This is a genomic window from Shimazuella sp. NTD248, assembly GCF_059510395.1.
This window is the reverse complement of sequence record NZ_JCAJZT010000003.1, coordinates 350,755-366,070: the sequence shown is the minus strand read 5'-3', so window position 1 is coordinate 366,070 and position 15,316 is coordinate 350,755. Positions and strand designations below refer to the sequence as shown.

12 protein-coding genes and 1 pseudogene are annotated in these 15,316 nt (G+C 38.8%); 12 read left to right on the top strand and 1 reads right to left on the bottom strand.

The genetic code is table 11. The annotated features are described in order from the left end of the window. The first annotated feature begins 46 nt into the window (after positions 1-46). The 9 genes and pseudogenes from AC5WOE_RS09015 to AC5WOE_RS08975 all read left to right on the top strand — a co-directional run. Positions 47-2,728 (top strand): glycoside hydrolase family 38 N-terminal domain-containing protein, encoded by a 2,682-nt coding sequence (locus AC5WOE_RS09015; RefSeq protein WP_496050669.1) that lies wholly within the window; start codon positions 47-49, stop codon positions 2,726-2,728. Further along, positions 2,725-3,732 carry an inositol 2-dehydrogenase gene (iolG, locus tag AC5WOE_RS09010; RefSeq protein ID WP_496052407.1) on the top strand — a complete coding sequence of 336 codons (1,008 nt, stop codon included), beginning with the start codon at positions 2,725-2,727 and terminating at the stop codon, positions 3,730-3,732. The genes AC5WOE_RS09015 and iolG overlap by 4 nt, the downstream gene beginning before the upstream one ends. Before the next feature lie 25 nt (positions 3,733-3,757). Next, on the top strand, positions 3,758-5,626 hold the full coding sequence (iolD, locus tag AC5WOE_RS09005) for a 3D-(3,5/4)-trihydroxycyclohexane-1,2-dione acylhydrolase (decyclizing) (protein WP_496050742.1): 1,869 nt from the start codon (positions 3,758-3,760) through the stop codon (positions 5,624-5,626). 40 nt (positions 5,627-5,666) lie between these two features. After that, positions 5,667-6,491, top strand: a complete 825-nt coding sequence (gene iolB, locus AC5WOE_RS09000; RefSeq protein WP_496050667.1) for a 5-deoxy-glucuronate isomerase — start codon at positions 5,667-5,669, stop codon at positions 6,489-6,491. Beyond that, positions 6,488-7,495 (top strand): 5-dehydro-2-deoxygluconokinase, encoded by a 1,008-nt coding sequence (gene iolC, locus AC5WOE_RS08995; RefSeq protein WP_496050666.1) that lies wholly within the window; start codon positions 6,488-6,490, stop codon positions 7,493-7,495. Before iolB ends, iolC begins: the two co-directional genes overlap by 4 nt. Next, positions 7,492-8,943: a CoA-acylating methylmalonate-semialdehyde dehydrogenase gene (locus AC5WOE_RS08990; protein ID WP_496052406.1), complete on the top strand. Its 1,452-nt coding sequence runs from the start codon at positions 7,492-7,494 to the stop codon at positions 8,941-8,943. The genes iolC and AC5WOE_RS08990 overlap by 4 nt, the downstream gene beginning before the upstream one ends. Then, a complete protein-coding gene (gene fba, locus AC5WOE_RS08985; RefSeq protein ID WP_496050664.1) occupies positions 8,937-9,827 on the top strand; it encodes a class II fructose-1,6-bisphosphate aldolase in 891 nt (296 codons plus the stop codon). Before AC5WOE_RS08990 ends, fba begins: the two co-directional genes overlap by 7 nt. Positions 9,828-9,844: 17 nt before the next feature. Further along, positions 9,845-10,771, top strand: coding sequence for a myo-inosose-2 dehydratase (gene iolE, locus AC5WOE_RS08980; RefSeq protein ID WP_496052405.1), 927 nt, complete (start codon positions 9,845-9,847; stop codon positions 10,769-10,771). A gap of 14 nt (positions 10,772-10,785) precedes the next feature. Continuing rightward, positions 10,786-10,866: pseudogene (locus tag AC5WOE_RS08975) on the top strand (gamma-carboxymuconolactone decarboxylase); the annotation flags it as partial. A 47-nt stretch (positions 10,867-10,913) separates the two neighbouring features. Here the strand turns inward: AC5WOE_RS08975 and AC5WOE_RS08970 are convergent. Further along, positions 10,914-12,002 (bottom strand): AbrB family transcriptional regulator, encoded by a 1,089-nt coding sequence (locus AC5WOE_RS08970; protein WP_496052404.1) that lies wholly within the window; start codon positions 12,000-12,002, stop codon positions 10,914-10,916. Positions 12,003-12,634: 632 nt separating this feature from the next. Between AC5WOE_RS08970 and AC5WOE_RS08965 the strand changes: the two genes are divergently transcribed. The 3 genes from AC5WOE_RS08965 to AC5WOE_RS08955 all read left to right on the top strand — a co-directional run bounded on the left by AC5WOE_RS08965 (position 12,635) and on the right by AC5WOE_RS08955 (position 15,295). Beyond that, entirely contained in the window at positions 12,635-13,258 is a 624-nt protein-coding gene (locus AC5WOE_RS08965) for a LysE family translocator (RefSeq protein ID WP_496052403.1), read from the top strand. 366 nt (positions 13,259-13,624) lie between these two features. Next, positions 13,625-14,611, top strand: a complete 987-nt coding sequence (locus tag AC5WOE_RS08960) for an ATP-grasp domain-containing protein (RefSeq protein ID WP_496052402.1) — start codon at positions 13,625-13,627, stop codon at positions 14,609-14,611. A 330-nt stretch (positions 14,612-14,941) separates the two neighbouring features. Beyond that, positions 14,942-15,295 (top strand): DoxX family protein, encoded by a 354-nt coding sequence (locus tag AC5WOE_RS08955; protein WP_496052401.1) that lies wholly within the window; start codon positions 14,942-14,944, stop codon positions 15,293-15,295. The last annotated feature ends 21 nt before the right edge of the window (positions 15,296-15,316 follow it).

Sequence of the window (15,316 nt, the reverse complement as noted above, 5' to 3'; positions counted from 1 at the left end):
GCATGGGATTCTATGCACTGTTCTCTTTTGAAGTGAGGCGATCAGCTTGAAACGGTTACACTTGATTAATCATACCCATTGGGATCGGGAATGGCACAAAACCTTTGAAGAATTTCGTGTACGTCTTGTATATGTGATGGATCAATTACTGGATCTCTTGGAAACAAACGAAGACTTTTTATTTTTTACTTTTGATGGACAAACGGTCATTTTAGAAGATTATTTGCAAGTTCGTCCAGAAAACGAAGCTAGATTGAAAAAATTAATTGCAGATAAAAGAATCTTTGTTGGTCCTTGGTATACACAACCAGATGAATTTTTAGTCAGTGGCGAATCCATTATCCGTAACTTGCAGATTGGAACAGAAATGGCTGAACGATTTGGGTATTCGATGAAATTAGGCTATTTGCCAGATTCCTTTGGACAAGCTGCTCAGATCCCACAAATCTTGACGCAAATGGGATTAGAGAAAGTGATTATTTGGCGTGGGGTTTCATGGGAGGATACACCAGATACGATATTTATGTGGGAATCACCAAATGGCACAAAAATATTGACTCTGCATCTACCACTGGGATATGGCTATAATCGATATCTTCCCTTCGATATGGATCAAGCGGAAACACATCTGTTAGAAACGACAGAAAAAATAGCAGAACGTTTCCCAGGTGAGCATATTATGCTGATGAGTGGTTCGGATCATGCAGCCCCTCATCCAATGATGACAGAGCTGATAAAAGAGTTAAATGCGAAATGGGAAAGAGAAAAGAAAGAGTTTCGAGTAGAGTTTAGTCATCCTGAAAAAGCGTTTGAGGAAATTGAACAAGAACCAAAAAAATATGATTTGCTCAAGGGTGAATTACGAAATCCCAAAGATATGAGAATCCATGCAGGTATTACTTCATCACGTATGGATATTAAATCCAAAAATAAACAGACAGAAGTAAAACTAGAGAAAGTAGTAGAGCCAATTAAAACATTTGAATACTTATTGGCCAATCAATATCCAAATCAATACTTGTTTGGTGGACGGGATGCGAATGGACAAATTCAGCAGGCTTGGAAATATCTATTACAAAATCATTCGCACGATAGTATCTGTTCTTGTTGTATAGATGGTGTTCATCAGGATATCCTATCTCGTTTTGACAAGATCGATCAAATTAGCAAAGCGTTATTACGGACGACAACAAAATTCATGGAAGCCAATTTGGATGCTTCCCACTTAAAAGGAAAACCGATTCTCGTATACAACACACTTCCTGCAAAGAGAACGGATACGGTTGAGCTGCGTGTTTACACCGAAAAGGGAGAGTTTCAGTTATACGATCCATCGGGTAATGAGATACCGTTCGAAGTAGTGAGCGTACGGGACTTTGATTTGGCCTCTTTAAGTATCAATATGGCGATGAAAGGCTCGCGTATTTGGGTGAAAGAGAGTGTTATTCTAATTTCAGCTAAGATCCTACCAGCTGGTGGATATGTAGTTTTGCAAGCAGTCGAAGGTCAGGCATCTCATTTATCCATAAACAGTCATTTAAAACGTTTAGAAAAGGGAATGGAAAATGAATTTCTTGCTGTTTCGATTGCAGATAATGGCACTCTTGTCATTATAGATAAGCAAACAGAAAAAACCGTCTCTGGCCTATTGTTGTTTGAAGATCATGGGGATGCTGGGGATGAATATAATTTTTCTCCACTTGATCAAGACCAAGTAATCACAACAGCAAATAATCAAGCATCTATCCAATTAATTCGCGAAGGTAAATTAGAGATTGTATATCAAATTGATCATCAACTGGATTTGCCCGCACATCTTACGAATAGGAATACTCGAAGTGAAGAAAAACTTCCCTTTACGATTCGTTCCTTTGTTTCCCTGAAAGAGGGGATGAAACAAGTAGACGTTAAGACTACGATTCTAAATCAGTCTGAAAACCACCGACTGCGAGTTCATTTTCCAACGGGAGTGGTAGCATCCCAATCGCATGCGGAAGATCATTTTGGCGTTCTCTCCCGTTCCAACCAATTAGACTTTCCAAATACATGGAAAGAAGAAGGCTATAATGAAAAACCACTTCCCATTTACCCGCAACAATCATTTGTGGATCTAAATGATGGACAAACGGGATTAGCTATTTTTAATAATGGTTTACCAGAATACGAAATTATCAATGATTCTACCATCGCCCTCACCTTGCTGCGCTCTGTGGGACATGTGGGAAAACCAGATTTAGCAATCCGTCCCGGCAGGGTAAGTGGAATTGAATTGTCAGCACCTGCCGCGCAAATGAAAGGGAGTTTTACTTGTTCCTATGCCATTTATCCTCATCAAGGAAACTATGATGAGGGGCATGTTGTTGCACAAGCGCATCAATTTATTAATCCAGCTATTTCCGAGCAAATGATGGAACCAACCGAAGGTGGAAAACTACCATTCACGCAGTCTTTTATAAAAGTAGATGGAGATAATCTCGTGTTGAGTGCTTTAAAGAAGGCAGACAAAGATGAGGATATCATTATTCGAATATACAACAGCGGACGACAACCCAGCCAACCTGGCCGTTTGACGGTTGATGCAACTAAGGTAACGGTCGTCAATCTTCGCGAAGAAGAGACAGGCCAAGTATTAGAAAAACAAGAGGATCAATTTTTGCTACCTCGTTTACATGCTTCGGAGTTTCTTACACTTAAAGTTCATGTGGAAAGAAAGGGGTCATCCAAGTGAAAAAAGTGACGATTGGAGTGATAGGTGCAGGTCGTATCGGCCGTTTGCATGCTGAGAATCTCAAGACTTTTTCGGATGTAGAAGTGAAGAGTGTATCGGACTTATTTGCTACAAGTGTGCAGGAATGGGCAGATGGAGTAGGGATTTCTATGGTTACTGACGACTATCATCAAATACTAGCAGACTCACATATTGATGCTGTGCTGATTTGCTCTCCGACGAATACCCATCCACAAATATTGATGGAAGCAGCGGAAGCTGGCAAACATATCTTTTGTGAAAAACCAGTGAGCTTTTCCTTGATTGAATCAGAAAGAGCGCTGCAAAGAGCTTCTGAGTTAGGAATTAAATTACAAGTTGGATTTAATCGACGCTTTGATCACAATTTTCAGCGTGCTCGTGCCATGGTAGAGGCAAATGAAATTGGAGCACCTCATCTCATCAAAATTACATCTCGTGATCCTGAGCCGCCTTCCAGTGATTATATCGCACATTCTGGCGGGATGTTTATGGATATGTCGATCCATGACTTTGATATGGCTCGCTTTCTTGCTGGAAGTGAAGTAGTAGAAGTCTATGTCCAAGGAGCAACGCTGATAGATTCTGTTTTTGCTAAGTATGATGACGTAGATACTGCTATCATTTCACTCAAATTTGCCAATGGTGCGCTTGGAGTGATCGATAATAGTCGCAAAGCAGTATACGGATATGATCAACGAGTAGAAATTTTTGGTTCAGACGGATGTATTCGGATTGAAAATGATTATTCCAATACCGCTCAGCTTTTCACAACAGCAGGTGTTTATCAAGATAAACCAAAATTTTTCTTTTTAGAACGCTATCGTGAAGCTTACATCGAAGAATTACGCCAATTTATTAAAGCTATCCAAGAAAATCGATCCGTATTAGTTGATGGCTCTGATGCATGGCATGCAGAGGTAATCGCTCATGCTGCGAAACAATCGTTACGAGAAGGAAAACCTGTATCCATCGGTAGTAAATAAGGCTTTTTGGATCGGAGAGGAAGATATGCAAGAGACAATACGCTTAACAATGGCACAAGCACTGCTTCGTTTTTTAGATCAGCAATATGTTTCATTAGACGGTGTGGAGTATAAATTTGTACACGGTGTAATGGGGATTTTTGGGCATGGAAATGTGACAGGGATCGGCGAGGCATTGGAGAATGACTCCCATAACTTGCCTTTTATCCAAGGGAAAAATGAACAAGGAATGGTTCATGCTGCAACTGCATTTGCGAAACAATTGAATCGCTTAGGGATTTATGCTTGTACATCTTCGATTGGACCAGGTGCCTTAAACATGGTAACAGGAGCAGCAACTGCAACAGTGAATCGGATACCTGTATTGTTGCTGCCAGGTGATCACTTTGCTTCACGGCAACCAGATCCTGTGCTACAGCAAGTAGAAGATCCTACGAATTATACGATAGCAGCAACGGATGCGTTTCGTCCTGTTAGCCGATATTGGGATCGCATCGAACGACCGGAGCAATTAATTCGTGCAGCTCAGCAAGCGATAAGGGTTCTTACAGATATGGAAAATACAGGGGCAGTGACCTTGGCTTTGCCACAAGATGTCCAAGGTGAAGCATATGACTACCCATTATCTTTTTTTCAAAAACAAGTTCATGTGATGGAACGAAGATCGATGACACCTACTGCAACGGAAAATGCATTGGATTTATTTCGCCACAAAAAACGCCCGCTGATTATTGCAGGTGGCGGCGTTCACTATTCGCTGGCAACTAGTGAATTAAGCCAGTTTGCAGCACATTTTGGCATACCGGTAGCAGAGACACAGGCAGGGAAAAGTGCATTAGCCGCTGATCATCCTTTTTATGTGGGTGCAATGGGGGTAACTGGTTCTTCAGCAGCTAATCAACTTGCTAAAAAAGCAGATCTCATTATCGGAATCGGAACACGTTATTCCGACTTTACTACTGCCTCCAAAACTGCATTTGCTAACCCAGATGTGGAGTTTCTCAACATAAATATCAACCGAGCAGATGCTTTGAAATTAAATGGGAAACCAATTGTGGCAGATATAAAAGAATCATTGATTTATTTGCATCAAAAACTAGATGAATTAGGCTATCGAACTGCCTATGAGGATCAAGAAATCCAAGAGTTACAACGACAATGGAATCAGGAAGTAGATCGATTGTATTCCATGGAGGTACCTGAGGGATTATCTCAGACACGTGTCTTAGGTGAATTAAATCGCTCATTATCCCCTAAGGATGTAGTTGTTTGTGCAGCAGGGAGTCTCCCTGGCGATTTTCATCGTCTCTGGAGGAGCTATGAACCAAAATCATATCATTTGGAATATGGTTTTTCTTGCATGGGTTATGAGGTCAGCGGTGCTTTTGGTGTGAAATTAGCAGAACCTTCACGAGAAGTATTTGCTGTAGTAGGGGATGGCAGTTTTTTGATGCTCCATTCCGAACTTTTGACAAGTATCCAAGAAAATAAAAAGATAAATATCATCCTTTTGGATAACCATGGCTTTCAATGTATTCATAATTTACAAAGGGAACACGGAAGTGCAGGATTCGGCAACGAGTTTCGAAAACGATCAACAGTGACAAAACAACTGACCGGAGAAATATTGGATGTGAATTTTGCTCAATATGCAGCAGCACTAGGAGCTCGAACATTTCGGGTTCAAAGTCTGGAGGAATTACATCAAGCAATGCAGGAAGCACGAAAAGAAGAGCGTTCTACACTGATAGAAGTAAAGGTTTTACCTGGAACAAATTCAGATGGGTATGATGCTTGGTGGCAAGTAGGGGTAGCGGAAGTATCAAATAATGTTAAAGTGCAGCAATCATATGTAGAAACAGAAGCGGCAATTCAACAAGCGAGAAAGCTGTAAGATAAAAACAGAGACAGTTAGGAAAAAGTGAGGGAGAAACATGTCGAATTTGATTATTCCTAGTACGTCTCCTGATGGGAGTGGGAAAACCGTAGCCGTTTCCCCAGCTTTAGCAAATTGGAAATATATAGGTTTTGAAGTGTATACGCTGCAACCTGGTGAAAAAGTACAACAGACATCAGGAAATCAAGAGTTTTGCTTTGTTCTTCTCAGTGGTCAAGCCAATGTGTCAACTCGTACATTTCATTGGAAGAATCTAGGGAAGAGGGCTACTCCTTTTGAAAGAATACCTCCTTTTTCTATTTATTTAACTACCAATGATCAAATTGAAATAGAGGCGATTACTCCGCTTGAAGTTGCGGTTTGTTATGCGCCAGGAAAAGGAACCTATGCTACTCGATTAATTCTTCCAGAGGAAGTTGGCATAGAAGTGCGGGGATCTGGGAATACAGAGCGATTGATTCATAATATTTTACCTGAAGGTGAAAAAGCAGATTCTTTATTAGTAGTTGAGGTATTTACACCAGAAGGGAACTGGTCAAGCTATCCGCCTCATAAACATGATGAGGATAATTTACCAGAAGAGTCTTATTTGGAAGAAACCTATTATCATCGCATCTCATCCAAAAATGGGTTTGCTATCCAACGCGTATATTCGGATGATCGATCACTTAATGAGACATTAACTGTTTCTGATCGAGATGTTGTACTTGTTCCAAGAGGCTATCATCCTGTGTCTGCTCCTCCAGGATATGATCTTTATTATTTGAATGTAATGGCAGGGCCTGTTCGAACATGGAAGTTTAAAAATGATCTCGATCATCAGTGGTTGTTAGAGCGAGGGAAAGAGGTGGATCACTCGTGAACTATTTGACATTTAAAGAAGATACAGCTTTAGATTTTATTGGATTAGGTAGATTGGCAATTGATTTAAATGCAAATGAAATCAATCGCCCAATGGAAAAAACAATCACGTTTACCAAATATGTTGGTGGCTCCCCTGCAAATATTACGATCGGTTTGTCTCGCTTGGGAGTGAAAACAGGTTTTATTGGAAAAATCGCTGATGATCAAATGGGAAGTTTCATTCATGAGTATTTAAACCATAATCACATTGATCACTCTAGAGTGGTGACGGATCATACTGGTGCTGTTACAGGACTTGCTTTTACCGAGATCAAAAGCCCAGAAGATTGTAGCATTTTGATGTATCGAGATAACGTGGCAGATTTGCAATTAACACCGTCTGAAGTAGATGAGAACTATATCAAACAAGCGAAAATCTTGCTTATTTCGGGAACAGCACTCGCTGCAAGTCCTTCTCGAGAAGCAGTGTTTCTGGCATTAGAGTATGCTAAAAAACATCATACAGTGGTCGTTTTTGATCTGGATTATCGTCCATATACATGGAAATCAACGATCGAAACAGGAATTTATTATCGTTTGGTTGCGGAAAAAAGCGATTTGATTTTGGGAACACGAGAAGAGTTTGATCAGATGGAGGCACATGTGAATCAAACGTTACCAACAGATGAACAGACAGCATCTCATTGGTTTGAACATCAGGCAAAAATAGTGATCATCAAACATGGAAAATCAGGATCTATAGCTTATACATCTGATGGTGTCAAACATCAAGGGAGATCCTTTCCTGCTAAGGTGATCAAAACCTTTGGTGCTGGTGATTCATATGCAGCTGGACTTCTATTTGGACTCCTTTCCGGCTGGGAGTTGACTGCTAGTATGAATTTTGGGAGTGCCGCAGCAGCGATCGTCGTTTCGAGTCATAGTTCTTCCGATGCAATGCCAACCGAGAAACAAGTAGAAAATTATATCCAAAAGTATGCAGCAGAGGAGATGAGCAAATGACTACGGTGGAAAAATTAAAAAATTGGATTGACGGAAAATGGCAAGCATCTACCTCCGATCAATCGGAAGTAGTTCCCAATCCAGCTACGGGAGAGACAATCGCCTATGTTCCTTTGTCAAATCGCCAAGACTTAGATGTTGCTGTAGCTGCTGCCAAACAGGCTTTTGTGAGTTGGAGCCAGGTACCAGTTCCAAGACGAGCTCGGATTTTATTTCGCTATCAACAGTTGTTGATTGATCATTGGGATGAATTAGCACGATTGATTACTCAAGAAAATGGAAAAAGTTACAAAGAAGCTTATGGAGAAGTACAACGTGGTATGGAGTGTGTCGAGTTTGCAGCAGGTGCTCCTTCGTTGATGATGGGGAAACAATTGCCCGATATTGCAACAGGTATAGAGTCGGGGATGTATCGATATCCCGTTGGAGTAGTTGGTGGAATCACTCCGTTTAACTTTCCAATGATGGTCCCTTGTTGGATGTTTCCTTTGGCGATTGCTTGTGGGAACACATTTGTACTCAAACCATCCGAGAGAACTCCATTGCTGGCAAATCGCTTAGCTGAATTGTTTCACGAAGCAGGGCTGCCAGCAGGGGTCTTGAATGTGGTGCATGGTGCCCGTGATGTCGTAAATGGGCTGCTCGAGCATCCACATATAACGGCGATTTCCTTTGTTGGTTCGCAACCGGTTGCCAAATATGTTTACCAAACAGGTACCATGCATGGAAAACGAGTGCAAGCACTCGCAGGGGCAAAAAATCATACAATCGTAATGCCAGATGCTGATTTGGAGCGAGCTGTTTCACAGATTATAGGTGCTGCATTTGGTTCTGCTGGAGAGCGTTGTATGGCATGTGCTGTTGTCGTTACAGTTGGCGGGATTGGTTCTGCTTTCAAAGAAAAACTAGTAGAAGCAACAGGGAAAATAGAGATTGGAAATGGTTTAGATGAACATGTTTTCTTAGGTCCTGTAATTCGTGATGCACACAAAGAAAGAACCATTTCTTATATCGAATCAGGAGAAAAAGAAGGTGCTTTTCTATTACGCGATGGCAGAAAAGATGCTGCATCGGATTTAGACGGTTATTTTGTAGGTCCAACGATTTTTACCGATGTGACGCCAGAGATGACAATCTGGAAAGAGGAAATCTTTGCGCCTGTTCTTTCTGTAATAGAAGTAGATACATTGGAGGAAGCGATTTCCTTAGCAAATAAGTCGCCATTCGCAAATGGTGCTTGTATTTTCACTGATAGCGGACAAGCAGTTCGCCAATTTCGAGACACCATCGATGCTGGAATGCTTGGAGTAAACTTAGGTGTCCCTGCACCAATGGCATTCTTCCCGTTCTCAGGTTGGAAAGATTCGTTTTATGGAGATCTCCATGCAAATGGAACCGATGGTGTAGAGTTTTATACAAGGAAAAAGATGGTGACAGCCAGATGGTAATTCATATATCACAACATAATGGATTACTAACTTCGATGAAAGAAATGCTGGAAGATGCAAAAAGCCATCAGTATGCAGTTGGTCATTTTAATTTGACTAATTTGGAATTTACACAGGCTATTCTTCGAGCTGCTGAGGAAGAACGAGCTCCTGTTATTCTAGGGGTAAGTGAGCCTTATATTCCTTATTTCGGCGGTTATCGAGTAATTTCATCCCTTATTTCTACATTGGTTACGGAGCTGAAAATAACCGTCCCAGTAGCTTTACACTTGGATCATGGGACATCATATGATGCGTGTATACAAGCGATTCAAGCTGGTTTTACTTCTGTCATGATTGATGCTTCCTCGCATTCACTAGAAGAAAATATAACGATTACGTCTCAAGTAGTGAAAGCTGCTCATGCAGTAGGAGTGACAGTAGAGGCAGAACTTGGAAGAATCGGTGGTCAAGAAGATGATACCGTCCTTTCAGAAGCAGAGGCATCCTATGCAATTCCCACTCATTGTGAACAATTGGTACAGGCAACGAACATCGATTGCCTTGCCCCTGCATTAGGTTCGGTTCATGGTCCTTACAAAGGGGCGCCAAAACTAGGATTTACTCAGATGCAGAAAATCCAGCAATTAACAGGAATCCCATTGGTTTTGCATGGAGGTACGGGGATACCAGATTCAGATATACAAAGAGCCATTTCCTATGGAACCGCAAAAATAAATGTAAATGCTGATAATCAAATTGCGTGGACAAACTCCATTCGAAAAACGTTACAAAATAATACAGAAGTTTATGACCCAAGAAAATATCTCATTCCAGCTCGTGAAGCAATCCAGCATAATGTGATGCAGAAAATGCGTCAATTTGGGTGTGCAGATAGAGTCTAACAACTGAAGGTGAAAACATGGGACAACAAGAATATCCTTTTCAGATTGGGATACATCCTATCAATTGGATTGGCGAGGATGTTCGTGAACATGGAGATCATTATCTCTATGAACAAGTACTAGATGAGATGAACGCTTTGGGCTTAAAAGGCACGGAAATGAGTCGCAAATTTCCAGTAGATCCGCTTTTACTCCGTAAAGAATTGCAGAAGCGTAATATACAATTGGTCAGTCAATGGAAATCAGTATGGTTCTCCAATCCTGATCCAGAAGTTCGTAAACAAGAGCTCCAAGCTTATCGGGAACATGCTCAGTTTCTGCAACAAATGGGAAGCAAAGTGATCAGTACAGCAGAAATAGGCGGATCTCTTCATTGGGACCCAACTCGCAGTAAACAAGAGAAGGAAGTAGAAACTCTTACAGAAGAAAAATGGGAAGCACTGGCAACAGGATTAAATCAAGCTGGAGAGATTGCACGAGAATTTGGATTACAGTTAGCTTATCATCATCATGGTGGTACTGTCATAGAGAAGGAAGCAGAAGTAGATCAGTTAATGGAGCTGACCGATCCAGAGCTTGTTACGCTTCTCTTTGATACCGGACATGCTATTTACGGTGGAATAGATCCGATGGGTTTATATCAAAAATACCATGATAGGATCACTTATATTCATTTGAAAGATATCCGTCATGAATTATTGTTGCAATCCCAACAAGATGAAGCTGATTTCCTTACAAGTATTCGTCGTGGAGTGTTCACGGTACCAGGAACAGGAGCATTTGATTTTGAACCACTGATGCGACAATTGATCGCAGATAAGTATTCAGGTTGGTTGATGATTGAAGGAGAACAGGATCCACTTGTTTATCCACCTGTTAAATATGCACAACAGTCGTTAGCTTACTTGGAAAATCTGTTTTTGAGATGTTTGAACGAAGTTTAATATCTATCAGTCTGTCGACAAAAGATAGTTGGTTTGTACATTTAGCCATTACAACAGTAGAAACAGATTGGTTAGAACCTGTCGATGATGAATGATATAAAAATTATAAAACGAACGCATCGAGTCAATGGCTTCGATGCGTTCATCCTTTCATATATGTCTTGACTAATATTTTAAATACTAGTGGTAAGAGCAAGAGAGAAATAATAAGACGCATAAGTTGAACAGCAACTACAAATGCAACATTAGCATTTACTGCTAGAGATGTAGTAGCCATTTCAGCAACACCTCCTGGTGCAAAAGCTAGAAGAGTAGTAGTAAATGGTATTCCAGTGAGATTAGACAGAATAATGGAACAAAAACACATGATACAAACAAAGCAAAAAGATAAAATGGTTCCTATCATTGCCGGTTTTCGAACTCCATGGAACATATTTTTTCTTATTTTTGATCCTATACTGATTCCAATTAAAACTTGGGCAAGAATAGGAAACCATAAAGGAAACCAGATATGTACATGAAAATGAATAAGTGAACTCAAGGAAACTATTATTGCGACAATTAACATGCTTCCAAACAGCCACGGTGCAGGAAAACGAAGGTATTTTCCTAATTTCCCTCCAAACCAAGCACATCCAAATAGAAATATGCTGAAAGATAGTGATAGATAGGACAAAGTGCTTGTTTCAGGATGAGAAATGATGGATTTGGCTGGATGGACAAAATGCAGTACAACAGGGATAACAACAATGACACATAGCATACGCATAAGTTGGATGATACTTACAATCATGATGTTAGCACCAGCTTCATCTGCTATCGACGACATTGCAGTTGTACCTCCTGGAGTTGTTGCAAACAAACTAGTTATTAAATTAACGTTACTGTATCGTTTTAAAACCCAACCAGATAACAAAGCTAGAAAAATAGAGAAAAGAAACATGGGGGCAATAACATAGGAATTATCTTCAATTGTATCTAATATAGCAAAAGTAACTTGCTGTCCCAATTGCACACCTAATAAAAATTGTCCCATTTTTCGAAAATCTGGAGACATCGTTTTTTTATTTTCAATATCAGACCATTTTGGATTCCATAAAGATAATGCCATGGTACAAGAAAAAGCCCCGATAAGCCAACCAATGGATAGCCCGCTACATGATCCTATATACCCTCCGATTAACCCCGATAAGAGCAAAAGTATAGAAGATTTACGAAAGAGCATGATCATAATTTCTATCCCTTCTTTGAGTGAAAATGAAAATAGTAAAGAAAAACCTTTTATTTATCAGCATCTCCATATAAGCAGATAACTATTTAGAAACTCATCTATACTCCTATGGCTAAAGACGCTGTTAAAAAACCATTTATAGCACTAATCTGCTAGATGAGCGATATGCTAGAATAAGAAGAACCACAATATATAGATAAGGACCAAAAGAAGTTTAACTTTCAAAAAAATGATCCTACCAAAAATATTGTCCTGTAAAATGATTGATCTACTGAAAAAGTTGATAATCTAATTAAAATCTTCCTTCTTGCTGTTTTAAAGTTTCGTTCATGTGTTACATATAAGAAGGACTAACGGCATGTGAAAAAGTTCATTTTCATTGATTAATATTTTTTGTCTTTTGATCATCCGTGATAGGATGAGAACAATCTGTTATTATCGAATGGGATTCCACCAACATTTTGTAAAATCGCGTGGTAACAAAGATGAAAGGCGATGGTATATACAAAAAAAGAGTCGGAGAATTCCAGCCCTTTTTCGCGAGAAGAATATTTTTGTATACCATTCGAAATCCAGAGAAAGCGGAAGAATTAGTCCAAAGAGGTTATGTTAAATAAATTGGAGGGATAAACGTGGATTTTCTATCTGTAATATCTTTTCTAGGTGCAGCAATAGTTCTTACCCTTATGCCAGGACCAGATAACTTATTTACTTTGGCACAGAGTATAACAAAAGGAAAAAATGCAGGTATCTATACTACGTTTGGGCTTTGTACAGGAATATTAGTACATATTACAGCTGCGACTATCGGAATATCAGCAGTAATTTATCATTCAGCTTTAGCTTTCACCATAGTAAAATATGCAGGAGCAGCATACTTGTTATTCTTAGCATATAAGTCATTTAAAGAAAAAGGTTCAAGTTTAAACCTAGAAACCGAGGACTCTTTAGACTATAAATCTTTATACAAAAAAGGGGTCATAATGAACTTATTAAAACCAAAAGTTTCTTTGTTTTTCTTAGCCTTCTTCCCACAGTTTATTAACTATGAGAATGGTAATGTCTCCTTTCAAATGCTCGTCTATGGCTTTCTATTTCTAATCCAAGCTCTAGTAATTTTCACTTTAATAAGTTTTTTTGCTGGAAAAGTAGGTTATTTTCTACGTGAAAATCCGACATTTTCTAAAAAAATCAGCTTTATTCAAGGGTTTCTGTTCGTACTTATAGGATTAAAAATTGCCTTTAGCCAAAAATAATAGTTTATTTGTATCATGAGTAGGTTGGAGCTACTCATTTCTTTTGCAGTAATGGTACATGATTTAGAATCCATCATCGGAAAAGAGTTAGCAGAAGAGTTAACAGCAAGAGTATAGGAAGTGATTGTTTTAGAGCGGACATTGGAGAGAATAATTTGAATTAATCAGGATTTTGCTATTTTTATAGGTGTTTTGTACGATAGAGGAAAAGACATAGCCATTTTCTCAATGGAGACTGCGCTGACTGATCCCCAGACGAATCAAACCAGACTTCAGATCAAGTGTCTCGTGCTCAGCCATGACGAGGTATTTCTGATCGCAATTCTGGACAATTGTAGGATTTTTAATCAGGAGTGAGAGATTTGTATGAGCCGAAATAACGTTCAAAATTTACATAATAAACTAATAATGGATAAGGCAAGAGAAATGGGAATAAAATGTGAGCAGTTAATACCAGATTGTGAAGACTTCTTAGAGTTATCTTATAAAAATAAAAAAATTATAATAAACAAGACAAGGTCGCACAAGCTACCATTTATGGCAGGGTTTATATCTAAAAATAAAGATGCTTCTAATCTTATCTTGAAAAGAGCTGGATTGCCTATACCAGATTATATATTGGTATCTAAAATAAGTGAAGAAGCAGTTGATTTTTTAAACAAATATAAAAAAGTAGTTGTAAAACCATTCGATACTAATCGTAGTATTGGAATTACACTAGGTATTGAAAACGAAGATGAACTCGATCATGCCATTAAGTTAGCAAGTTCTTATAGTGAGAAAATAATTATTCAAAGATATATTGAAGGCTATGATTATCGAGTATTAGTGATAGATGGAAAAGTAGTAGGTGTGTTAGAACATCAACCTGGATTTATTGAAGGCGATAGTTATTCAACGATAGAGCAGCTCATTGCTAAATTGAATGAAGATCCATTTCGACGCAGTAACACTGAAGAATTTAAACCATTAAAAAAGATAAATATCGAGTCAAATAACTTGCTCTTTCACTTAGAAAAACAGGGTAAAACGCTTAAAGATATCCCAGAAAAAGGAGAACAGGTATATTTATCTCTAAGTGGTAATGTTTTGAATGGAGGTGTAAGTATAGATCGCACTGACGATATTTGTACTGCTAACGCTAATATTGCAATAGAGGCAGCAAAAGCATTACGAATTGATATTGCAGGAGTTGATATTAGATGTCAGGATATAAGTGTTCCAATAAATAAAATATATGAAGGAATTCTTGAGATCAATGTTTTACCAGATATGATAGACCATGTACTTCCTTTTCAAGGGAAATCTAAGGATGTAATTCGAGCATACTTACAATATCTTTTTAAAGAGTAGAGTAACAAAAGACAAAATTCCTTAATATAAGGAATTTTGTCTTTCTATTTTGTTTGATCCCACATTTGACTACATAAGATTTACTCGCTCTCAAAAGTGGAGAATCGCTCCATTTATCCGTTCTACTCATCTAAAGTTTTAGGATTGGTGGAAGTAATTATTGGAGAGAGCATCTGAAGGATAGTAGATAATACACAACAATCCAAAACCTAAATTGGGTTGTTTTTTTGTTGACATAACACATATCCTAATGTTAGGGTATATTTATCCTATTATTAGGATATCTTTTTTTAAGATAAATATCATTAGGATAAAAGGGAGAGATTATTAATGGGCATTTTATCCATTATTCTGCAAATTTTATTAGGATTAGGATTCCTAATGTTTGGATTTATGAAGTTCAGTTCCAAGCAAATGGCGGATGAATTTGAGCGTTATGGATATCCAAAAGGCTTTAGAATATTTACAGGTCTGGTCGAAGTTATTGCAGCAGTATTCGTTATCTCGGGTATTTGGAATGATAAAGTAGCGGCATGGGGTGGTTTATTTATTGTTGGGACAATGCTTGGGGCAATTTTCACACATTTCAAAGTGAAAGATCCTGTTAGCAAAATGATGATGCCGATTGTTTTATTGATTCTTGGGTTAATTGTATTCCTTATCAATTTTGGGTCATTGCTTTAAGTTTATGAGCATGAAGGAAGG